Below are 20,406 nucleotides of genomic sequence, written 5' to 3'. Positions count from 1 at the left end.
AAAAATACGAATTTTCCTGAAGTGTTGTCGCCTCTAGAATGCCCTGCCATTGGAGGGCCACCTTTCGTGCGCTTGGTATTTCTAAAGAGGCATTCATTCATGAGCTATAAATCCTTGGGTCTTGCCGCGATGCTCGTTACAGCTTCCATGGCGCTGGCAGGTTGCGAGCAAGCCGAAAAAAGCGCCCAGCAACTGATGGGGCAGGCCGCAGAAACGGCTAAGCAGGCCATCGACGATACCCACAAGGCCGCCGAACAGGCCCTCAGCGAAGCCAGCGGTGGGTTGATCACCCCCGGCAAAAAGCCGGCGGACGACGCCGAAGAACCCGAAACCTCGACCAAGACCCTTTAACCCGCACATCAGCCAGGACTGACTCATGGATTATCTTTTACAGCTCGCCGCCAGCCCCACCGCGTGGATCGCCTTGGCAACATTGGTCGTGATGGAGATCGTGCTCGGCATCGATAACCTGATCTTCATTTCGATCCTGACCAACAAGCTGCCTGTGCAGCACCGTACCAAGGCACGGCGAATCGGTATCGGCATGGCGCTGATCCTGCGCCTGGGCCTGTTGAGCACCATCGCCTTCATTGTGCAATTGACCGAACCTGTCATTGAGATCCTGGGCCAGGCGTTCTCCTGGAAAGACATGATCCTGATCGCCGGTGGCCTGTTCCTGTTGTGGAAAGCCACCACCGAAATCCATCACAGCATGGACCCGGCGCCCCACGATCCCAAGACCGCGTCGTCCGGTGTGACCCTGGGTTTTGCTGCCGCGATCGGTCAGATCCTGATGCTGGACCTGGTGTTCTCCATCGACAGCATCATCACTGCCGTGGGCATGACCGAGCATCTGCCGATCATGATCATCGCCGTCGTGGTTTCGGTGCTGGTGATGCTGCTGGCGGCTGAACCGCTCGCCAAGTTCATCAATGACAACCCGACGGTGGTCATGTTGGCCCTGGGCTTCCTGATCATGATCGGCATGACGCTGATCGCCGAAGGTTTTGGTGCCCATGTGCCTAAAGGCTACATCTACGCCGCCATGGCTTTCTCGGCCGCCATCGAAGTGTTGAACATGATGTCCCGCCGCGCCAAGCAGAGGGCGCATAAGACCTTGACCGACAACGCCTGATTCCAGGCGCATGCAAACCGCCCGGACTCAGGTCCGGGCGGCTCGTTTCCACCTCTGCGTGGGCGTGATCGCGATGTATGGGAAAGAAACGTCAGTGTGCCGCAGCGTGGCGCCGGGCGGGTCCTGCGGTTTTTTTCGGTTGGACGGACGGCGCGTGATGGTGGCGTCGAGCGATGCGAAGCACACCCCACAACATGGCGGTCGCCACACTCAGCCAGCCAAATATCAGCATCAGAATTGTCGTCGTCAGGCTCATCTGTGCCTCCTTTTATCCCGTTCCGGGACAACGCACTCAGTTCAATGGACAGTCTAGTCCATGCAGTGTTTCAGGCAGTCGATCGGTGGCGGCCAGAACGGACCGGTTCGTTCTATCCAGCCATGGGGACTGCTGTTTAAGGCTATACCCTGGCCCATGGGCGCTTTATGATCGACAGCCCCAGCCCGGCTCTAACGTCGGGTGCCTGAACAAGAGAGTCTTCATGTTGCCGCTCATTCCCTCTTTTCGATCACTGGTCCTGGCGACGGTTTGCCTGGCTACCCTGGCGGGTTGCGCGAGCGATGTGTCGCCCCGGATCCGGAGCCTGCCTGAGCGGGTGGAGCTCAACAGCGTGCCGTTTTACCGAGGCGAGATGTATCAGGGCGCGCCGCAATCCCTGGCGGCGCTGTTGACGTTCCAAGGCACGGTGATCACGCCTGGGTTGCTGGAAAAACCCTTGCACCTGCCGGGCGGCGAGGCTGATTTGCAGCAGAACATGCAAACCCTGGCGCGCCAGTACGGATTCGTGGTGTATCCACTGCGTGCCCAGTTGCCTGCGTTGCTGGAACAGGTCGCCGCCGGCTACCCGGTCCTGGTGCGCTATAACGCGGGTACACCGTTCTGGCCTGAGCTACGGTATGGGATCCTGGCCGGCTACAACCGTCAGAAGCAGACGGTCCTGTTGCGAGCCGGCATGAATCGCCGTGAAACGATGAGCTTCGGCGCTTTCGAATCGGACTACCAGAACGCAGGCGCCTGGGCGGTGCTGGTTCAGCGGCCGACCCAGCTGCCGGCCAATGTCGACGCCCAGCGCTGGTTGAAGGCGGCGCAGGAGTTGGCCGGGGCGGGGCAGGAACAAGCCGCTGCGCGGGCCACCCAGACGCTGAATGCCGCACATTGATGGCGGCCCCGTTCGTCACTTGCCGGGCACGACCCGGCACGCCTGAGGCTCTTACCGTCAGGGTCGGGACGTTCCCGGCCATGATTTGAGGAGGCAGCGATGGCACAGTCGAAAACACCTACGGGCCCACATTCGTCAGATCATTCGTCCGGTGATGACCTGGGTTTCGACCCGGATTCGCCAGACCTCGATGATCCTCAGGTCGATCCGGTCGGCCCGGCCAAGGCGCCGCTGGACAAGGAAAAGCGGGATAAGGCGCAATCCCGGGCCTACGACCCATTGGGCGATCTGAAACCCTGAACCGGCAGGTCGTGGCAAGGGTTGGCTTGCGCCGGGCTGTTTGAAGCCTCCCTCGCCACGGGTCCAGGCTGGCGTGGACAGATTACTTGGACGCTTCTACCACGCCGGTCTGGCGGCTCTTTAGGTTCTTGGCGGCCTTGTATTGAAGCGCCACCGCCGGCACGCTCGCACTTTTGCCGGTTTCCACCCAACTGCGAATCCGACTGGCGTCGGCGAAGTGCGTGTACTTGCCAAACGCATCGAGGATCACCAGCGCCATTGGCCGATTACCCATTTTCGTGACCAGCACCAGGCAATGGCCGGCTTCGTTGGTGAAGCCTGTCTTGGTCAGTTGAATATCCCAGTTGGCCTTGTGGACCAAATGGTCGGTGTTGCGAAAACCGAGGCTATAGACGGGCTTGCGGAAGGTAACGGTCTTTTCCTTGGTGGTGCTCAGTTCACTCAACAGCGGGTACTTGCGCGCGGCGATCAGCAACTTGGTCAGGTCGCGCGCGGTGGAAACGTTGTGGATCGACAGGCCCGTGGGTTCCACGTAGTGGGTGCTGGTCATGCCTAGGGCCTTCGCCTTGGCGTTCATGGCGGCGATGAACGCGGCGTAGCCGCCCGGGTAATGGTGGGCGAGGCTGGCGGCGGCGCGGTTTTCCGATGACATCAGGGCGATCAGCAGGACGTCCCGGCGCGACAGTTCGCTGTTGAGCTTGACCCGGGAAAACACCCCTTTCATTTCCGGGGTGTTGGCGATGGTGATGGAAATGTATTCGTCGAGGTTCTGTTTGGCGTCCAGCACGATCAAGCCGGTCATCAACTTGGTCACCGATGCGATGGGGACCACCACGTCCGGGTTATTCGAATAGACCACCTTGTCCGTCTGCAGGTCCAGCAGCAGCGCGCTGCCCGAGGCAACTTGCAGCTTGGTGGTGTCCCGTGGGGCCGCGATCGTTTCCTGTGCGCTGGCAGTGTGCGTGATAAAGGTGCCTGTGAAAGCGAAGAGCAGGCTGAGGATCGAAAGACGGATTTTCACGCGAGTAGACTCGATGGAGTTGAAGGTGCCGTTGAGTAACGGCTTTAAAAAACCGTCGCATTTTAGGAGTATGGGCGACAGCAGCGCTACATGCCTGTGTCGCCGAGGCTTGTGAATAAATAAAGTTTCATGGAGGGGGATTTTGGCGAAACGAATCTGAAAAATATGTAATTTGGCGGCAAAATCCGTCGCCAGAAACATCTGTGGGAGCGAGCTTGCTCGCGATAACGATGAACCAGCCAACATCCAGTTGACTGACACACCGCTATCGCGAGCAAGCTCGCTCCCACAGGTTTTTTTAACGTGTATCAGCTGTGCAGCGTTTCTGCTGCGTACAACGTGTTTTCCAACAGGCAGGCGCGGGTCATCGGGCCAACACCGCCGGGCACTGGCGTGATCCAGCCGGCGCGGGGCAGGGCGGTCTCGTAGACCACGTCGCCTACCAGTTTGCCGTCTTCCTGGCGGTTGATGCCCACGTCGATGACGATGGCCCCTTCCTTGATCCACTCTCCCTTCACCAGGCCAGGCTTGCCGGCGGCGACCACTACCAGGTCGGCACGGCCGACGTGGCCGGCCAGGTCCTTGGTGAAGCGATGGGTCACGGTGACGGTGCAGCCGGCCAGCAGCAGTTCCATGGCCATCGGCCGGCCAACGATGTTGGAGGCGCCCACCACCACGGCGTCGAGGCCGTAGAGATCCACGCCGGTGCTTTCCAGCAACGTCATGATGCCCTTGGGGGTGCAGGGGCGCAGCAGTGGGATGCGTTGGGCCAGGCGGCCGACGTTATAAGGATGGAAGCCGTCGACGTCCTTGTCCGGACGGATGCGTTCCAGCAGCCGGGAGGCGTCGAGGTGTTCAGGCAGTGGCAACTGGAGCAGCACGCCGTCGATGTTCGGGTCTTCGTTCAAGCGGTCGATCAAATCGGCCAACGCTTGCTGAGTGGTTTCGGAAGGCAGGTCGTAGGCCTGGGAAAGGAAGCCGACCTCTTCACAGTCTTTACGCTTGTGCGAGACATAAACCTGAGAGGCAGGATCGCTGCCGACCAGGATCACCGCAAGGCCGGGCGTGCGCAGGCCTTGCTGGCGGCGCTCGGTGACTCGTTGGGCGATCTGCTGGCGCAGGCTGGCGGCGATCGATTTGCCGTCGATAAGTTGTGCAGTCATTGCGCGTGGTTAACCATCGAGAGGGGAAAAAAAGAGAACGCATTCTCGCATGCCGGGACGTGAGGGCAAAGGCGCTTGGTCTGCAAATTCCCCTAACCCCTTTAATTAAATGAATTTTTTTTAAAAAAGAGTTGACGACCTATCAGGCCGTCTATAACATTCGTCGCACTTGTCGGGCACAGCCTAGCACTGGTTAAGAAGGCGGCGCAGAGTTGGTTGTTTCAACTCGGTAAAGCTGAAAGCACTTAGTTTGTAATCGTCCAAGAATACAGATTAAAAAGGCGCCCGTAGCTCAGCTGGATAGAGCATCCGCCTTCTAAGCGGATGGTCGCAGGTTCGAGTCCTGCCGGGTGCGCCATTTAGGCAGCTTTGGCACAAGTAACGCAACAAGGCAATATGGTGGGCGTAGCTCAGTTGGTAGAGCACGGGATTGTGACTCCCGTTGTCGTGGGTTCGATCCCCATCGTCCACCCCATATTCTAGAAAGGCGCCAGATGTAATCATCTGGCGCCTTTGCTTTAAAAGCTTGATACGCGGATGTGGTGGAATTGGTAGACACACTGGATTTAGGTTCCAGCGCCGCAAGGTGTGAGAGTTCGAGTCTCTCCGTCCGCACCATACAAGTCGCTATTTAATAGCAGAAAACGGCGCAGTACCTGAAAAGGGCTGCGCCGTTTTTGTTTTCGGGGCTTCTGTGCCTGTCCGCTGGCGCCGTTTTCGGGTGGTGTGCAGGGGGAGGTTGGTCACGATTGTGTTTCGTGATGATGCGCAGGATGCCCGTTGGTCTCCTCGTGGGGCTGGGTGTCGCGTGTGTCGAGCCTGCGCTTCTATATAAAGGAAGCGTTGGTGCAGAGCCTTTGGCTGATCAGCTGTATTTGTAATTCGTGCGAGGCATCACCGTTTGCCCCGCTCCTAAATTCGGCGCCTGTTTCCTACCCGTTTTCAGTAGGGTGACTTCTTGAGTTTGACCTACTAGAATGCATGCCCTTGATTCTGGGGTCGGAAACGCCCGGCCAACGTCTGTGCAACGAGGAATATCCATGCAAGTTTCTGTTGAAAATACTTCTGCTCTTGAGCGCCGCATGAGCATCACCGTGCCGGCTGAGCGCATCGAGACTCAGGTCAACAAGCGTCTGCAGCAGACTGCCCAAAAGGCCAAAATCCCAGGTTTCCGCCCAGGCAAAGTGCCGATGAGCGTGATCCGTCAGCGTTACGAAGCTGATGCACGCCAGGAAGCCGTGGGCGACGTGATCCAGTCTTCTTTCTACGAAGCGGTGGTCGAGCAGAAGCTGAATCCGGCCGGCGCGCCGTCCGTCGAGCCTAAAGTGCTGGAAAAGGGCAAGGACCTGGAGTTCGTTGCAACGTTCGAAGTGTTCCCGGAGTTCACCGTTGCCGGTTTCGACTCCATTGCCGTCGAGCGTCTGAGCGCCGATGTGTCGGATGCTGACCTGGACAAGATGCTGGACATCCTGCGCAAGCAGAACACCCGTTTCGAAGTGGCCGATCGCGCTGCCCAGAACGAAGACCAGCTGAACATCGATTTCGTTGGCAAGGTCGACGGTGAAGTCTTCGCCGGCGGCTCCGCCAAGGCCACCCAGCTGGTGCTGGGCTCCGGTCGCATGATCCCAGGCTTCGAAGATGGCCTGGTCGGTGCGAAGGCGGGTGAAGAGCGCGTGCTGAACGTGACCTTCCCAGAGGACTACCAGAACCTGGACCTGGCCGGCAAGGCCGCCGAGTTCACCGTGACCGTCAACAGCGTTTCCGAGCCGAAGCTGCCTGAGCTGAACGAAGAGTTCTTCGCCCAGTTCGGTATCAAGGAAACCGGCCTTGACGGTTTCCGCGCCGAAGTTCGCAAGAACATGGAGCGTGAGCTGCGCCAGGCCATCAAGTCCAAGGTCAAGAACCAGGTCATGGACGGTCTGCTGGCCTCCAACCCGATCGAAGTGCCAAAGGCTCTGCTGGACAACGAAGTGAACCGTCTGCGCGTGCAAGCCGTCCAGCAGTTCGGCGGCAACATCAAGCCGGACCAACTGCCGGCCGAGCTGTTCGAAGAGCAGGCCAAGCGCCGCGTCGTGCTGGGCCTGATCGTTGCCGAAGTGGTCAAGCAGTTCGAACTCAAGCCTGACGAAACCCGCGTTCGCGAGCTGATCCAGGAAATGGCCTCGGCTTATCAGGAGCCTGAGCAAGTCGTGTCCTGGTACTACAAGAACGAGCAGCAACTGAACGAAGTCCGTTCGGTTGTGCTGGAAGAACAAGTTGTGGATACTGTTCTGCAGAAAGCTAGCGTGACCGATAAAGCGGTCTCTTACGAAGAAGCGGTCAAGCCGGTGGAAGCTCCACAAGCCGATTGATTGTTTTGCGGTAGGAAATACACACCATAAGCCAGCCTTCGTGCTGGCTTATGCGTATTCAAGACATAACTATTTGGGAGTGACTGCGAGACATGTCCCGCAATTCTTTTTATCAGCAGAGCTCTGACATCCAAGCCGCAGGCGGCCTGGTCCCGATGGTTATCGAGCAGTCCGCCCGTGGCGAACGTGCCTATGACATCTACTCGCGCCTGCTCAAGGAACGCGTCATTTTCCTGATCGGCCCCGTTGAAGACTACATGGCCAACCTGGTCGCGGCGCAACTGCTGTTCCTTGAAGCGGAAAACCCGGACAAGGATATCCATCTCTACATCAACTCGCCTGGCGGGTCGGTGACGGCGGGTATGTCGATCTACGACACCATGCAGTTCATCAAGCCGGACGTTTCCACCATCTGCATCGGCCAGGCCTGCAGCATGGGCGCGTTCCTGCTCGCCGGTGGCGCAGCGGGCAAGCGTCACTGCCTGCCGAACTCGCGCATGATGATTCACCAGCCATTGGGCGGTTTCCAGGGCCAGGCGTCGGACATCGACATCCATGCCAAGGAAATCCTCCACATCCGTTCGCGCCTGAATTCGCTGCTGGCCCATCACACCGGCCAAAGCCTCGAAACCATTGAGCGTGACACCGAGCGTGACAACTTCATGAGCGCCGAGCGTGCCGCCGAGTACGGCCTGATCGACTCGGTGATCAACAAGCGTCAAATGCCTGCCTAAGCCGCTCAAAATGCAGGTGGTTGGGATGACCGGCCGCCTGCGGGCTTGAAAAAGCCCGCAATTGCCTTCATCTTGTGTTGCAAGCCTATCGGATTTGGATCGATCGAATGACTGACACCCGCAACGGCGAGGACAACGGCAAACTGCTTTATTGCTCCTTCTGTGGCAAAAGCCAGCATGAAGTACGCAAATTGATTGCCGGCCCCTCGGTCTTCATTTGCGACGAGTGCGTCGACCTGTGCAATGACATCATCCGCGAGGAGGTGCAGGAAGCCCAGGCCGAAAGCAGCGCGCATAAATTGCCTTCGCCTAAAGAAATCAGCGGCATCCTTGATCAGTATGTGATTGGTCAGGAACGTGCCAAAAAGGTACTGGCCGTAGCGGTGTACAACCACTACAAGCGCCTGAACCAGCGTGACAAGAAGAATGACGAGGTCGAACTCGGCAAGAGCAACATCCTGCTGATCGGCCCGACAGGCTCGGGTAAGACCCTGCTTGCCGAAACCCTGGCCCGCTTGCTGAACGTTCCGTTCACCATTGCTGACGCAACCACGCTGACCGAAGCGGGTTATGTTGGCGAGGATGTCGAGAACATCATTCAGAAGTTGCTGCAAAAGTGTGACTACGATGTGGAAAAGGCCCAGATGGGCATCGTCTACATCGATGAAATCGACAAGATTTCCCGCAAGTCCGACAACCCGTCCATCACCCGGGATGTTTCCGGCGAGGGCGTGCAACAGGCCTTGCTCAAGTTGATCGAAGGCACGGTCGCTTCCGTACCGCCCCAAGGTGGTCGCAAGCATCCGCAGCAGGAATTCCTGCAGGTCGACACCCGTAACATCCTGTTCATCTGCGGCGGTGCGTTCTCCGGCCTGGAAAAGGTCATCCAGAACCGTTCCACTCGCGGCGGCATCGGTTTCAACGCCGAAGTGCGCAGCAAGGAAGAGGGCAAGAAGGTTGGTGAATCCCTGCGTGAAGTCGAGCCTGACGATTTGGTCAAGTTCGGCCTGATCCCGGAATTCGTCGGTCGTCTGCCGGTCCTGGCGACACTGGACGAGTTGGATGAAGCGGCGTTGATGCAGATTCTGACCGAGCCGAAGAATGCCCTGACCAAGCAATACGCCAAGCTGTTCGAAATGGAAGGTGTAGACCTGGAGTTCCGTTCCGACGCGCTGAAATCGGTCGCCCGACGTGCCCTGGAGCGCAAGACCGGTGCCCGTGGGTTGCGTTCGATCCTCGAGGGCGTCTTGCTCGACACGATGTATGAAATCCCCTCGCAGTCTGAGGTGAGTAAAGTCGTGATCGATGAAAGCGTCATAGAAGGCAAGTCCAAGCCACTGTATATCTACGAAAACAGTGAGCCGGCTGCCAAGGCCGCGCCGGACGCCTAAGCGTCCCGCTGCCGGAACAAAGAAGGGGCCTTCGGGCCCCTTTGCTTTTATGTGGCGAGGCGATTTATCCCCTCGCCACATAGGGTTGTGCATGACTTTTATTTCTTTTAACCGTCAGGCATCAGCCTTAGCGCTTGTTTTTTTTCAAGGCTGCCCCCATCTTGGTTTCAAGCTTACTTCCATCTGTTTCCGGCCCTAGGGCCGCCGTAGAGGCGAAATCATGAAGACAACCATCGAATTGCCTCTCCTGCCATTGCGCGATGTCGTGGTGTATCCGCACATGGTTATCCCGCTGTTCGTGGGGCGCGAGAAGTCTATCGAAGCCCTCGAGGCTGCGATGACGGGCGACAAGCAGATTCTCCTGCTGGCTCAGAGAAACCCTGCCGACGACGATCCCGGCGAAGACGCACTCTATCGCGTAGGTACGATCGCCACGGTTCTGCAACTGCTCAAGCTGCCTGATGGCACTGTCAAGGTCCTGGTCGAGGGCGAGCAGCGCGGTACGGTCGAGCGCTTCAGCGAAGTGGACGGGCACTGCCGTGCCGAAGTGTCGCTGATCGAAGAGGTCGATGCGCCCGAGCGTGAATCGGAGGTGTTTGTCCGCAGCCTGCTGTCCCAGTTCGAACAGTATGTGCAATTGGGCAAGAAGGTGCCCGCCGAGGTCCTGTCTTCGCTGAACAGCATCGACGAACCTGGACGCCTGGTCGACACGATGGCGGCCCACATGGCCCTCAAGATCGAGCAGAAGCAGGAAATCCTCGAGATCATCGATCTGTCGGCCCGTGTCGAACACGTGCTGGCATTGCTCGACGGCGAAATCGACCTGTTGCAGGTCGAGAAACGCATCCGCGGGCGCGTCAAGAAGCAAATGGAGCGCAGCCAGCGCGAGTACTACCTGAATGAGCAGATGAAGGCCATTCAGAAGGAGCTGGGCGATGGCGACGAAGGCCACAACGAAATCGAAGAGCTGAAAAAACGCATCGATGCCGCGGGGCTGCCAAAAGATGCCCTGGCCAAGGCCCAGGCCGAGCTGAACAAGCTCAAGCAGATGTCGCCGATGTCTGCCGAAGCCACCGTGGTGCGTTCCTACATCGATTGGCTGGTCCAGGTGCCGTGGAAGGCCCAGAGCAAGGTGCGGCTGGACCTGGCGCGTGCCGAGGACATCCTCGACGCCGACCATTACGGCCTCGAAGAGGTCAAGGAACGTATCCTCGAATACCTCGCCGTGCAAAAACGCGTGAAAAAGATTCGTGGCCCGGTGCTGTGCCTGGTCGGTCCTCCCGGGGTGGGTAAGACGTCCCTGGCGGAATCGATTGCCCACGCCACCAACCGTAAATTCGTCCGCATGGCCCTCGGCGGCGTGCGCGATGAAGCGGAAATCCGTGGTCATCGCCGTACTTACATCGGTTCGATGCCAGGAAGATTGATTCAAAAGATGACGAAGGTGGGTGTACGCAACCCTCTGTTCCTTTTGGATGAAATCGACAAGATGGGCAGCGACATGCGCGGCGATCCGGCCTCTGCGTTGCTCGAAGTGCTCGATCCGGAGCAGAACCATAACTTCAACGATCACTACCTGGAGGTCGACTACGACCTGTCGGACGTGATGTTCCTCTGCACCTCCAACTCCATGAATATCCCGCCAGCCTTGCTGGACCGGATGGAGGTGATTCGTCTGCCGGGCTACACCGAGGACGAGAAGATCAACATCGCCGTGAAGTACCTTTCGCCCAAGCAGATCCAGGCCAACGGCCTGAAGAAAGGCGAGCTGGAGTTCGACGAAGAGGCGATCCGCGACATCATTCGCTACTACACCCGCGAAGCCGGTGTGCGGGGCCTGGAGCGCCAGATTGCCAAGGTCTGCCGCAAGGCGGTCAAGGAACATGCGCTGGAAAAACGCTTCGCGGTCAAGGTCACTTCCGACCTGCTGGAGCACTTCCTGGGTGTGCGCAAATTCAAGTACGGCCTGGCCGAGCAGCAGGACCAGATCGGCCAGGTGACCGGCCTGGCCTGGACCCAGGTCGGTGGCGAATTGCTGACCATCGAGGCAGCCGTGGTACCGGGCAAGGGTCAACTGATCAAGACCGGTTCCTTGGGGGACGTGATGGTCGAGTCGATCACCGCGGCGCTGACGGTGGTGCGCAGCCGTGCCCGCAGCCTGGGCATTCCCCTGGATTTCCACGAGAAGCGCGACACCCATATCCACATGCCTGAAGGGGCGACCCCCAAGGACGGCCCGAGCGCCGGCGTGGGCATGTGCACGGCGCTGGTGTCGGCCTTGACCGGGATTCCGGTGCGCGCCGACGTGGCCATGACGGGGGAAATCACGTTGCGTGGCCAGGTACTGGCGATCGGTGGCTTGAAAGAAAAACTGCTGGCGGCACACCGTGGCGGGATCAAGATCGTGATCATTCCGGAAGAGAATGTCCGTGATCTGAAGGAAATTCCTGACAACATTAAGCAAGATCTTCAGATCAAACCGGTTAAATGGATTGACGAGGTCCTGCAAATTGCGCTGCAATACGCGCCGGAGCCCTTGCCGGATGTGGCTCCGGAGATAGTCGCGAAGGACGAAAAGCGCGAGTCTGACTCTAAGGAAAGAATTAGCACGCATTAATACGCATTTGCCTGGGGGGCTTCCTTGACAGTTTTTTAGAGCCCTTGTTATAAAGCGGCTCTTAAGTGTCTGCAGGCCATTCAGCACTCGTTTTTGCTTTCACCAAAAAAACTTAGAATCATCTCAAATAGATATAAGGGGACTTAGAGTGAACAAGTCGGAACTGATTGATGCTATCGCTGCATCCGCTGATATCCCGAAAGCTGCTGCTGGCCGTGCGCTGGACGCTGTAATCGAATCCGTCACTGGCGCTCTGAAGGCTGGCGACTCCGTTGTTCTGGTAGGTTTCGGTACTTTCTCCGTGACTGACCGTCCAGCTCGTATCGGTCGCAACCCGCAGACCGGCAAGACACTGGAAATCGCCGCTGCCAAGAAGCCAGGCTTCAAAGCCGGTAAAGCGCTGAAAGAAGCCGTTAACTAAGGTTTCGTTGAGTTTATCCGGGTCGGGGTCATGCCTGGCTTGGCAGCGGAGCGGTAATACGGCCGGTTACGACCGGCCTGGCACGCCAGGGCTTGCAGGTTCGAGTCTGGTCCGCTCCGCCAGTTACGAGAAGGCGCATCCTCGGATGCGCCTTTCTTCTATCCGGATTCTACCCACGCTCCACGGTTGCCTAAATTTGAAGTTCAACCGTTTCTGGGGGACGCATGCTGCAGAATATCAGGGACAATTCACAAGGCTGGATTGCCAAAACCATCATCGGGGTCATCGTCGCGTTGATGGCGTTGACCGGTTTCGATGCCATTTTCCAAGCCTCTTCCAACCGCAATGAAGCGGCCAAGGTCAACGGCGAGAACATCAGCCAGAACGAGCTGAGTCAGGCTGTCGACATGCAGCGCCGCCAGCTCATGCAACAGCTGGGCAAGGATTTCGACGCCTCCCTGCTGGACGAAAAGATGCTGCGTGATTCGGCGCTCAAGGGCCTGATCGATCGCAAGCTGCTGCTGCAAGGCGCACACGATGCGAAATTCGCCTTCTCCGAAGCCGCGCTGGATCAAGTGATCCTGCAAACGCCTGAGTTCCAGGTCGATGGCAAGTTCAGCGCCGAACGTTTCGACCAGGTGATCCGCCAACTGGGTTACAACCGGATGCAGTTCCGCCAGATGCTGGCCCAGGAAATGCTGATCGGTCAGTTGCGCGCAGGCCTGGCAGGTAGCGGCTTCGTCACCGACGCTCAGGTACTGGCCTTCGCCCGCCTGGAAAAGCAGACCCGTGATTTCGCCACCTTGAGCATCAAGGCCGACCCGTCAGCCGTGAAGTTGACCGACGACGAGGTCAAGGCTTACTACGACAAGCACGCCAAGGAATTCATGACGCCTGACCAGGTGGTCATTGATTACCTCGAACTGAAAAAGGCCGCGTTCTTCGACCAGGTCAGCGTCAAGGATGAAGACCTGCAGGCGGCGTACCAGAAGGAAATCGCCAACCTGTCCGAACAGCGTCGTGCCGCTCACATCCTGATCGAAGTGAACGACAAGGTCAGCGAAGCCCAGGCCAAGGCGAAGATCGAAGAGGTCCAGGCACGCCTGGCCAAGGGCGAGTCGTTTGAAGCCCTGGCGAAGGAGTTTTCCCAGGACCCGGGTTCGGCGAACAACGGCGGTGACCTCGGTTATGCAGGTCCGGGTGTCTACGATCCCGAGTTCGAGAAGGCGCTGTATGCCTTGACCAAGGATCAGATTTCGGCACCGGTGCGCACCGATTTCGGTTTTCACCTGATCAAGCTGTTGGGGGTCGAAGCGCCTGAAGTGCCGACCTTTGCCAGCCTCAAGGACAAGCTGACCCGCGAGCTGAAGACCCAGCAGGTCGAGCAGCGTTTCGTCGAGGCGACCAAGCAACTGGAGGATGCCTCGTTCGAAGCCTCCGATCTGGCTCAACCAGCCCAGGACCTGAAGCTGACGGTCCACACCTCGGCCCCGTTCGGCCGTGAAGGCGGGGAAGGGATTGCGGCCAACCGTGCCGTCGTCACTGCCGCGTTCAGCCCCGAAGTGCTGGAGGAGGGTGCCAACAGTACCGCCATCGAGCTGGATCCCGAGACGGTCGTGGTCCTGCGTGCCAAGGAGCACCGCAAGCCTGAGCAGTTGCCGCTCGAAAGCGTGGCCGGCCCGATTCGTGCCCAACTGGCCAAGGAACACGCCAGCGCGGCTGCCAAGACCAAGGCGGATGAGCTGATCGCCAACCTGCGCGATGGCAAGGCTGCCCTGGACAAGCCTGTCGACGGCCAGGCCTGGAAAGTCACCGAAGCGGCGAATCGCAACCAGGAGGGCATCGACCCTGCGGTATTGCAGGCGCTGTTCCGCATGCCCAAGCCGGAATCGAAGGACAAGCCGACGTTCACCAGCGTGACGTTGCCCGACGGTAGCCTGGCGGTTGTACGCCTGAACGGCGTCAACGAAGCAGCGGCTCCGACCGATGCAGAGAAAGCCGAGTACCGTCGCTACCTTGCATCGCGTGCCGGCCAGCAGGACTTCGCGGCTTATCGCAAGCAGTTGGAAAGCCAGGCGGACATCAAGCGTTTCTGATGCCTTGACGGTTGCCTACAAAAAGACCCCGGCCGAAACGCCGGGGTCTTTTTGTATCCGCTTGTTGCTTTCGAAGGGGCGTTCGTCGATACACTGGATTGGCGTCTTTTTCCTGCAAACAACCCTCAGTAGACTTGTAACCCCCTTGAAACAAGATTACTCACGCTGTCAGGTCGCGTTCTGTTGCACAATACGCCCCGGATCGTTTTCCTCAGGATGTTCAATGTTCACATCATTTCAAATGCGCACACTCGGGCTTGCACTGGCGCTGGTCGCCGCAGCCGGTTGCTCGTCCAAGAAAACCGCGATTTACGAGCACGAGAGCTTCGATGATTCCGGTACGTTCTCGCGCACTTATCCCGTCAGCGATACGGCGACCTGCGAGGCCGGGCGTCGGGCGTTGCTCAGCCAGGGCTACATCATCACCAGCAGCGATCCGAAACTGGTCAGTGGCCACAAGAGCTTCCAGCAGACCGGTGAAACCCACCTGGAGATCAGTTTCAACCTGGTCTGTGCCGAAGATGGCGGGCCGGGGCATCGGGCGACCATGTTCGCCAACGCCTTGCAGGACCGCTATGCCCTGAAGAAGACCAACAACTCTGCGAGCCTGGGCGTCGGCGTGTTGGGTTCGGTGTCGATGCCGATCGGCTCGTCCGATGATGCGATGGTCAAGGTCGCCAGCGAAACCGTGTCGGCGGCCAAGTTCTATGAGCGCTTCTTTGCCTTGGTGGAGGTGTTCCTGCCGCCCGAGGCGAAGAAGAACGTCGAGAATGCCGACAAGCCGAAAGCTGAACTGGGGATGCCGGAACCCAAGGCGGAACCGGCTGCGCTGGCCCCTGCGCCGGCCGCCGAGTCGCAACCAGCGCCCGCGCCCGCACCGGCCACGCCGACGGATAGCGCCGCGCCGGCGGACACCGCTCCGACCGCCTCCGAACCGGTGGCCCCGCCAAGCGAACCCGCGCCGATTGCGCCTGCCGAATACGCACCCTCGGTAGCTCCGGAGTCGACGATGGAGGTCATCACGCCGCCACCGGCCAGCGACCTGCCACCCCCGACCGAGGCCATCCAGCCGCTTCCTTGATATTGAGGTGGGTGGTCAGCCTGGCACGTGCTGTTACACCTGCTTGCGCTAATTTCCCGGCGCTGTGCTACGTTTAAAACATGAAGCCTAGGCTTCATGTTTTATTCATAAAGCAGCTTTATTCTGACTCCAAGGCCATCAGGCATTGGTTTCAATGAAAGGGGAAGGACACGCAATGGACGATTATCAGGAAGAGCTGCTGGAATACCAGGCGTACGAACTGGACCCGCTGGAACCTGCCGAAGATGCAACGGAGCTGTAAGCCCTCGGCACAGCATGAACCCTACACGGGCGCTTGGACTCAATGTGCCCTGTGACTGCGCCGGAACTCTCCCGGCGTTTGTGCGTTCCAGCGCTTGAAGGCTCGTTGGAATGCCTCGGCTGAGGCAAACCCCAACAGGTAGGCGATCTCACCGAACGCCAGTTCGGTATCGCGAATGTAAGTCATGGCCAGGTCGCGGCGTGTGTCGTTGAGGATGGCGCGAAACTGCGTACCTTCTTCGGCCAGCTTGCGGCGCAGGGTCCAGGTGGGCAGCTTCAGGCGCGCCGCCACTTCTTCCAGGTCGGGCTCCCGGCCACCGTTAAGCAAGGGTCCCAACAGTTGGATGATGCGCTCGCGCAGGCTGCGGGTGCGGGTCAGCTGTTCCAATTCCCGTTCACACAACTGAACCAGGTGTTGCCAGGTACTGGGGCAATGCTGCGGGTTTCGCTGGGCCAGGCTGTCGAGGCCCAGGCGCAGTTGATTCTGCTCGGCGCCGAACTGGATCGGGCCGTCGCCTAGCACGCGGTAGGCTTCCAGGTACGCCGGCTCTTCGAATTCGATGTCGATGCGCTCCGGTCGCAGCGCGATGCCGCTCACGCTGGACAGTTGGGTGAGCCAGCCGGCGACGATCGAATCCACCACGAAGCGGTTGTAGGCGTTGTACGGGCTGATGGAATAGAACCGCAGCCAGGCGCCCCGGGCATCCTCGTGGAAGCTGGATTGGCCGCGGTAGTTGGAACCATAGAGTGGCTCGAAGCGGATCAGGCAGCGGGCGGCTTCGCGCACGGTGGGTGCCTGGGCGGCGGTAACACCTGCCAGCCCGGCCTGGCTCAATCGGCTGAGCTGGCCCATGCGCAGGCCCAGAGCCGGGTTGCCGGTCTGCTGGATGGCGGCGTGACCCAGGCGCATATAACGAGGGATCGACAGGCGTGCGCCGGGTTCGGCCAAGCGCGTGGCATCGAGGCCGTACTGTTCGAGCAACGGTTGGGGATCATGCCCATGGCTGGCGATCGCGTCTGCCAGGCTATGGACGAAGCCCACCGATAAATCCCCCAGGCGCATCGGTTGCGGCTTCATGGTCACAGCCAAAGGTTCAGCAGGCGTGCGCCACGGGCCTGGCCATCGGGGAAATGCTGGCCGTCGTGGCTGATGAAGCTTTGGCCGCTGCTGCCACTGTCCCAGAACTGGCCCCGCAGGAACACGCTGACGCCGCCTCGGGCCTGGCTGATGGGCAACTGGCTGGTCAATGTCAGGCGATGCCAGGCCTGGCCTTCGCTGGTTTCACCGGGCTTGAGGCTCACTTCGCTGGGCGTGGACAGACCTTTATAGCCGCTCCAGGGTTTGTCCCAGGTATCGCGCCCGATGACGAAGGCGGGCACCGCGATCAGTTGTGCGCCCAGCTCGTTGAGCTGTCGGTAGTGGACCGGGTACCAGCTGTCGCTGCCGATCAGCACGCCCAGGCGCCCGGCGGGGGTGTCGACGACATGGATGGCGTCCGGGCGGTCAGCCTCCAACACGTCCCGTTGCTCGAACACCGGATGTCGCTGGCGTTGTGGCTGGCCCATCGGAAGGCCATCGCTGCCGAACACCAGGCTGCTGTTGTACAGCGCGCCTGCGCCCACCTTCAGCGTATCTTCGCTGACGCTGGGCTCGGGGAGAATGATGGAGCCGGCCACCAGGGTGACGCCGAACTCCTTGGCCAACCCGCCAAACAGCGCCTGGTAGTCGTGGGCCATGCGCTGGGCTTTCATGCGCAGGTAGGCATCGTCCAGGCGGTTCTCGCCGTGGGTGCTGAGCAGCGCTCGGATAAACGCCAGTGGATTGCTCGCCGCCAGCCAGTTCATGGCTTCCTTGAAGGTCGTGGCCTGGTACAGCTCGTCCTTTTCACCGCTGACCATCAGCCAGGTGCCGATGTGCTCGGGCAACACCACGATGGTTTTTTCGTTGAGCAAACCCTGCGCGCGCGCGGCCTGCAGGTAGGCCGCCAGTTTGCGGTGCAGGCGCTCGGGGGTCTGGTAATCGGTGGGGAACAGTTCGGGTTGGATGCCCAGCAGGTTGCCGCGGTCGGCGGGCGTGCCCTGGTCGACTGCCAGGTTGATGCGCAGGTCCGACAGGTAATGACCCGCCGGCCGATCCGCCGTCCACAGTGCATAGGTGATCAGGACGGCGACCAAGGCCAGGGAAAACAGCAGGTACAGAAATTTGCGCATGGGGTAAACAGTCAGCGGCCGTGTGCGGTTATTACGGCGCAGGGTACGGTAAAACCGGCCATTCGCCAAAGGATGCACATGTTCCAAAGTGCATGCAGGCGTATGCAGAGGGGGTGGCCGCCGGCAGGTAAGCGCGAGCTTCACAGCCCTCCGGGGCCAAGCGCCCTTGCCAGGGGCAGTGCAGATGGGCCTCAGGCGCCAGTGGTCCACGCGCTGCACATTTGGATCATGAAGTTGTCAGTTACGGTCATTGAGCGCTCGCAGTCCGGCTCTTAGGCTGTGGGGCATGACTGAGGGAGGCCGCAGAGCTTCCACCTTTTCCGTGATCGCCCGTTGTGGAGTTACCGATGACCGCCGCCCATTACCCGCACCTGCTGGCTCCGTTGGACCTGGGTTTTACCACCTTGCGCAACCGTACCCTGATGGGCTCGATGCACACCGGTCTTGAAGAAAAACCGGGTGGTTTCGAACGCATGGCGGCGTATTTCGCCGAGCGTGCCCGAGGCGGCGTGGGCCTGATGGTCACCGGCGGGATCGGGCCGAATGATGAGGGCGGCGTCTACTCCGGGGCGGCCAAGCTGACCACCGAAGAAGAAGCCCTCAAGCACCGGATCGTGACCCGCGCCGTGCACGAGGCCGGCGGCAAGATCTGCATGCAGATTCTCCACGCCGGGCGCTATGCCTACAGCCCCAAGCAAGTGGCGCCCAGCGCGATCCAGGCACCGATCAACCCGTTCAAGCCCAAGGAGCTGGACGAGGAGGGCATCGAGAAGCAGATCCGCGATTTCGTCACCTGTTCGGTGCTGGCCCAGCAGGCCGAGTACGACGGCGTCGAGATCATGGGCTCGGAAGGGTATTTCATTAACCAGTTCCTGGCCGCCCACACCAACCACCGCACCGACCGCTGGGGTGGCAGCTATGAAAACCGCATGCGCCTGCCGGTGGAGATCGTTCGCCGGGTACGCGAAGCGGTGGGCCCGAATTTCATCATCATCTTTCGCCTGTCGATGCTCGACCTGGTGGAGGGTGGCAGTTCCTGGGACGAGATCGTCCAACTGGCCAAGGCCATCGAGCAGGCTGGCGCGACGATCATCAACACCGGTATCGGCTGGCACGAGGCGCGGATTCCCACCATCGCCACCAAGGTGCCGCGAGCCGCGTTCAGCAAGGTCACGGCCAAGTTGCGCGGTTCGGTCGGCATTCCGCTGATCACCACCAACCGGATCAACACGCCGGAAGTGGCCGAGCAGATCCTGGCCGAAGGCGATGCCGACATGGTCTCCATGGCGCGGCCGTTTCTGGCAGACCCGGAGTTCGTCAACAAGGCAGCGGCGGGGCGTGGGGATGAGATCAACACCTGCATCGGCTGCAACCAGGCCTGCCTCGACCACACCTTTGGCGGCAAGCTCACCAGTTGCCTGGTGAACCCGCGGGCGTGCCATGAAACCGAGCTCAACTACCTGCCGGTGACCCAGGTGAAGAAGATCGCCGTGGTGGGGGCCGGGCCGGCCGGGTTGTCCGCTGCTACCGTGGCGGCCGAGCGGGGGCACCAGGTGACCCTGTTCGATTCGGCCAGCGAAATCGGCGGCCAGTTCAACGTCGCCAAGCGTGTACCGGGCAAGGAAGAGTTCTACGAGACCCTGCGTTACTTCAATCGTAAGTTGCAGACCACGAATGTCGAGTTGTGCCTCAACACTCGGGTGGATGTGGCGACCCTGGTGGACGGCGGTTATGACGAGATCATCCTGGCCACTGGCATTGCGCCGCGCGTGCCGGCGATTCCCGGTGTGGAGCATGCCAAGGTGTTGAGCTACCTGGACGTGATCCTGGAGCGCAAGCCAGTGGGCCGCAGCGTCGCGGTGATCGGCGCTGGCGGTATCGGCTTCGACGTGTCGGAGTTCCTGGTGCATCAGGGCGTCGCCACGAGCCAGGACCGCGAGGCATTCTGGAAGGAGTGGGGGATCGACACACGGCTTCAGGCCCGCGGTGGTGTGGCCGGGATCCAGGCCGAACCCCATGCCCCGGCGCGCCAGGTATTCCTGTTGCAGCGCAAGACCTCCAAGGTTGGCGACGGCCTGGGCAAGACCACCGGCTGGATTCACCGCACTGGCCTGAAGAACAAGCAGGTGCAGATGCTCAACAGCGTCGAATACCTGAAGATCGACGACCAGGGCCTGCATATTCGCATCGGTGAAGCCGGCGAGCCTCAAGTGCTGCCGGTGGACAACATCGTGATCTGCGCCGGCCAGGATCCGCTGCGTGAATTGCAGCAAGGCCTGGAAGCGGCGGGGCAGACCGTTCACCTCATCGGCGGTGCCGATGTGGCCGCGGAGCTGGATGCCAAGCGCGCGATCAACCAGGGGTCGCGGTTGGCGGCGCAGTTGTAAGGTCTGTCCATTGGGGGGCGGGCTCACCTGACTCTATGTGTGGAAGCGAGCCTGCTTGCGAAGGCGTCCAATCAGTCACT

16 protein-coding genes and 3 tRNA genes are annotated in these 20,406 nt (G+C 60.0%); 15 read left to right on the top strand and 4 right to left on the bottom strand.

The annotated features are described in order from the left end of the window. The first annotated feature begins 99 nt into the window (after positions 1-99). The 4 genes from V3H56_RS17810 (at position 100) to V3H56_RS17795 (ending at position 2,592) form a co-directional block, all read left to right on the top strand. The gene (locus V3H56_RS17810; protein ID WP_338473703.1) at positions 100-351 is read left to right on the top strand and encodes a hypothetical protein; all 252 of its coding nucleotides are present in this window, start codon (positions 100-102) and stop codon (positions 349-351) included. A 25-nt stretch (positions 352-376) separates the two neighbouring features. Then, on the top strand, positions 377-1,135 hold the full coding sequence (locus V3H56_RS17805) for a TerC family protein (RefSeq protein ID WP_042727844.1): 759 nt from the start codon (positions 377-379) through the stop codon (positions 1,133-1,135). A gap of 479 nt (positions 1,136-1,614) precedes the next feature. Further along, positions 1,615-2,292, top strand: coding sequence for a PA2778 family cysteine peptidase (locus tag V3H56_RS17800; RefSeq protein ID WP_123579784.1), 678 nt, complete (start codon positions 1,615-1,617; stop codon positions 2,290-2,292). Positions 2,293-2,391: 99 nt separating this feature from the next. Further along, entirely contained in the window at positions 2,392-2,592 is a 201-nt protein-coding gene (locus V3H56_RS17795; RefSeq protein WP_338473702.1) for a DUF6021 family protein, read from the top strand. A gap of 82 nt (positions 2,593-2,674) precedes the next feature. On the opposite strand, the gene pbpG is transcribed toward V3H56_RS17795, so the two are convergent. Together pbpG and folD are read right to left on the bottom strand one after the other, a co-directional pair. Next, entirely contained in the window at positions 2,675-3,613 is a 939-nt protein-coding gene (gene pbpG, locus V3H56_RS17790; RefSeq protein ID WP_123579785.1) for a D-alanyl-D-alanine endopeptidase, read from the bottom strand. Between the two features lie 308 nt (positions 3,614-3,921). Further along, positions 3,922-4,776, bottom strand: a complete 855-nt coding sequence (gene folD, locus V3H56_RS17785) for a bifunctional methylenetetrahydrofolate dehydrogenase/methenyltetrahydrofolate cyclohydrolase FolD (protein WP_042727840.1) — start codon at positions 4,774-4,776, stop codon at positions 3,922-3,924. Positions 4,777-5,057: 281 nt separating this feature from the next. On the opposite strand from folD, the gene V3H56_RS17780 reads away from it, so the two are divergent. From V3H56_RS17780 to V3H56_RS17735, 10 genes are all read left to right on the top strand, one after another. After that, a tRNA-Arg gene (locus tag V3H56_RS17780) sits at positions 5,058-5,134 on the top strand. Positions 5,135-5,175: 41 nt separating this feature from the next. After that, positions 5,176-5,251, top strand: a tRNA-His gene (locus tag V3H56_RS17775). A 58-nt stretch (positions 5,252-5,309) separates the two neighbouring features. Continuing rightward, positions 5,310-5,394 (top strand) — tRNA-Leu (locus V3H56_RS17770). A gap of 422 nt (positions 5,395-5,816) precedes the next feature. Further along, positions 5,817-7,127, top strand: a complete 1,311-nt coding sequence (tig, locus tag V3H56_RS17765) for a trigger factor (RefSeq protein WP_042727839.1) — start codon at positions 5,817-5,819, stop codon at positions 7,125-7,127. 92 nt (positions 7,128-7,219) lie between these two features. Next, positions 7,220-7,861, top strand: coding sequence for an ATP-dependent Clp endopeptidase proteolytic subunit ClpP (gene clpP, locus V3H56_RS17760; RefSeq protein WP_003183177.1), 642 nt, complete (start codon positions 7,220-7,222; stop codon positions 7,859-7,861). 107 nt (positions 7,862-7,968) lie between these two features. Then, the gene (clpX, locus tag V3H56_RS17755) at positions 7,969-9,252 is read left to right on the top strand and encodes an ATP-dependent Clp protease ATP-binding subunit ClpX (RefSeq protein WP_042727838.1); all 1,284 of its coding nucleotides are present in this window, start codon (positions 7,969-7,971) and stop codon (positions 9,250-9,252) included. A gap of 220 nt (positions 9,253-9,472) precedes the next feature. Further along, the gene (gene lon / locus V3H56_RS17750) at positions 9,473-11,869 is read left to right on the top strand and encodes an endopeptidase La (protein WP_042727837.1); all 2,397 of its coding nucleotides are present in this window, start codon (positions 9,473-9,475) and stop codon (positions 11,867-11,869) included. A gap of 148 nt (positions 11,870-12,017) precedes the next feature. After that, a complete protein-coding gene (locus V3H56_RS17745) occupies positions 12,018-12,290 on the top strand; it encodes an HU family DNA-binding protein (protein WP_002552737.1) in 273 nt (90 codons plus the stop codon). Between the two features lie 224 nt (positions 12,291-12,514). Continuing rightward, complete coding sequence (locus tag V3H56_RS17740) at positions 12,515-14,386, top strand: SurA N-terminal domain-containing protein (protein WP_338473701.1); 1,872 nt, start codon at positions 12,515-12,517, stop codon at positions 14,384-14,386. A 223-nt stretch (positions 14,387-14,609) separates the two neighbouring features. After that, on the top strand, positions 14,610-15,467 hold the full coding sequence (locus V3H56_RS17735) for a DUF2242 domain-containing protein (RefSeq protein ID WP_047739191.1): 858 nt from the start codon (positions 14,610-14,612) through the stop codon (positions 15,465-15,467). A 301-nt stretch (positions 15,468-15,768) separates the two neighbouring features. Here V3H56_RS17735 and V3H56_RS17730 read toward each other — a convergent pair whose 3' ends face one another. Both V3H56_RS17730 and V3H56_RS17725 read right to left on the bottom strand, forming a co-directional pair. Continuing rightward, positions 15,769-16,806: an AraC family transcriptional regulator gene (locus V3H56_RS17730; protein WP_042727834.1), complete on the bottom strand. Its 1,038-nt coding sequence runs from the start codon at positions 16,804-16,806 to the stop codon at positions 15,769-15,771. Positions 16,807-16,808: 2 nt separating this feature from the next. Continuing rightward, positions 16,809-17,939, bottom strand: coding sequence for a carbon-nitrogen hydrolase family protein (locus V3H56_RS17725; protein ID WP_042727833.1), 1,131 nt, complete (start codon positions 17,937-17,939; stop codon positions 16,809-16,811). Between the two features lie 347 nt (positions 17,940-18,286). Between V3H56_RS17725 and V3H56_RS17720 the strand changes: the two genes are divergently transcribed. Beyond that, complete coding sequence (locus V3H56_RS17720; protein ID WP_047739189.1) at positions 18,287-20,326, top strand: NADPH-dependent 2,4-dienoyl-CoA reductase; 2,040 nt, start codon at positions 18,287-18,289, stop codon at positions 20,324-20,326. Positions 20,327-20,406 lie beyond the last annotated feature (80 nt).

This window comes from Pseudomonas sp. MS646 (assembly GCF_036693845.1).
Taxonomy (GTDB): Bacteria; Pseudomonadota; Gammaproteobacteria; order Pseudomonadales; family Pseudomonadaceae; genus Aquipseudomonas; species Aquipseudomonas chlororaphis_E.
Note: the sequence above shows the minus strand (reverse complement) of the source record. Positions and strands in the feature narration are given on the sequence as shown.

What these genes read in the sequence shown, in the direction of transcription:
- V3H56_RS17810 (WP_338473703.1), top strand. Translation starts at nt 100, where the DNA reads ATGAGCTATAAATCCTTGGGTCTTGCCGCGATGCTCGTTACAGCTTCC.
- V3H56_RS17805 (WP_042727844.1), top strand. Translation starts at nt 377, where the DNA reads ATGGATTATCTTTTACAGCTCGCCGCCAGCCCCACCGCGTGGATCGCC.
- V3H56_RS17800 (WP_123579784.1), top strand. Translation starts at nt 1,615, where the DNA reads ATGTTGCCGCTCATTCCCTCTTTTCGATCACTGGTCCTGGCGACGGTT.
- V3H56_RS17795 (WP_338473702.1), top strand. Translation starts at nt 2,392, where the DNA reads ATGGCACAGTCGAAAACACCTACGGGCCCACATTCGTCAGATCATTCG.
- folD (WP_042727840.1), bottom strand. Translation starts at nt 4,776, where the DNA reads ATGACTGCACAACTTATCGACGGCAAATCGATCGCCGCCAGCCTGCGC.
- tig (WP_042727839.1), top strand. Translation starts at nt 5,817, where the DNA reads ATGCAAGTTTCTGTTGAAAATACTTCTGCTCTTGAGCGCCGCATGAGC.
- clpP (WP_003183177.1), top strand. Translation starts at nt 7,220, where the DNA reads ATGTCCCGCAATTCTTTTTATCAGCAGAGCTCTGACATCCAAGCCGCA.
- clpX (WP_042727838.1), top strand. Translation starts at nt 7,969, where the DNA reads ATGACTGACACCCGCAACGGCGAGGACAACGGCAAACTGCTTTATTGC.
- lon (WP_042727837.1), top strand. Translation starts at nt 9,473, where the DNA reads ATGAAGACAACCATCGAATTGCCTCTCCTGCCATTGCGCGATGTCGTG.
- V3H56_RS17740 (WP_338473701.1), top strand. Translation starts at nt 12,515, where the DNA reads ATGCTGCAGAATATCAGGGACAATTCACAAGGCTGGATTGCCAAAACC.
- V3H56_RS17735 (WP_047739191.1), top strand. Translation starts at nt 14,610, where the DNA reads ATGTTCACATCATTTCAAATGCGCACACTCGGGCTTGCACTGGCGCTG.
- V3H56_RS17730 (WP_042727834.1), bottom strand. Translation starts at nt 16,806, where the DNA reads ATGAAGCCGCAACCGATGCGCCTGGGGGATTTATCGGTGGGCTTCGTC.
- V3H56_RS17725 (WP_042727833.1), bottom strand. Translation starts at nt 17,939, where the DNA reads ATGCGCAAATTTCTGTACCTGCTGTTTTCCCTGGCCTTGGTCGCCGTC.
- V3H56_RS17720 (WP_047739189.1), top strand. Translation starts at nt 18,287, where the DNA reads ATGACCGCCGCCCATTACCCGCACCTGCTGGCTCCGTTGGACCTGGGT.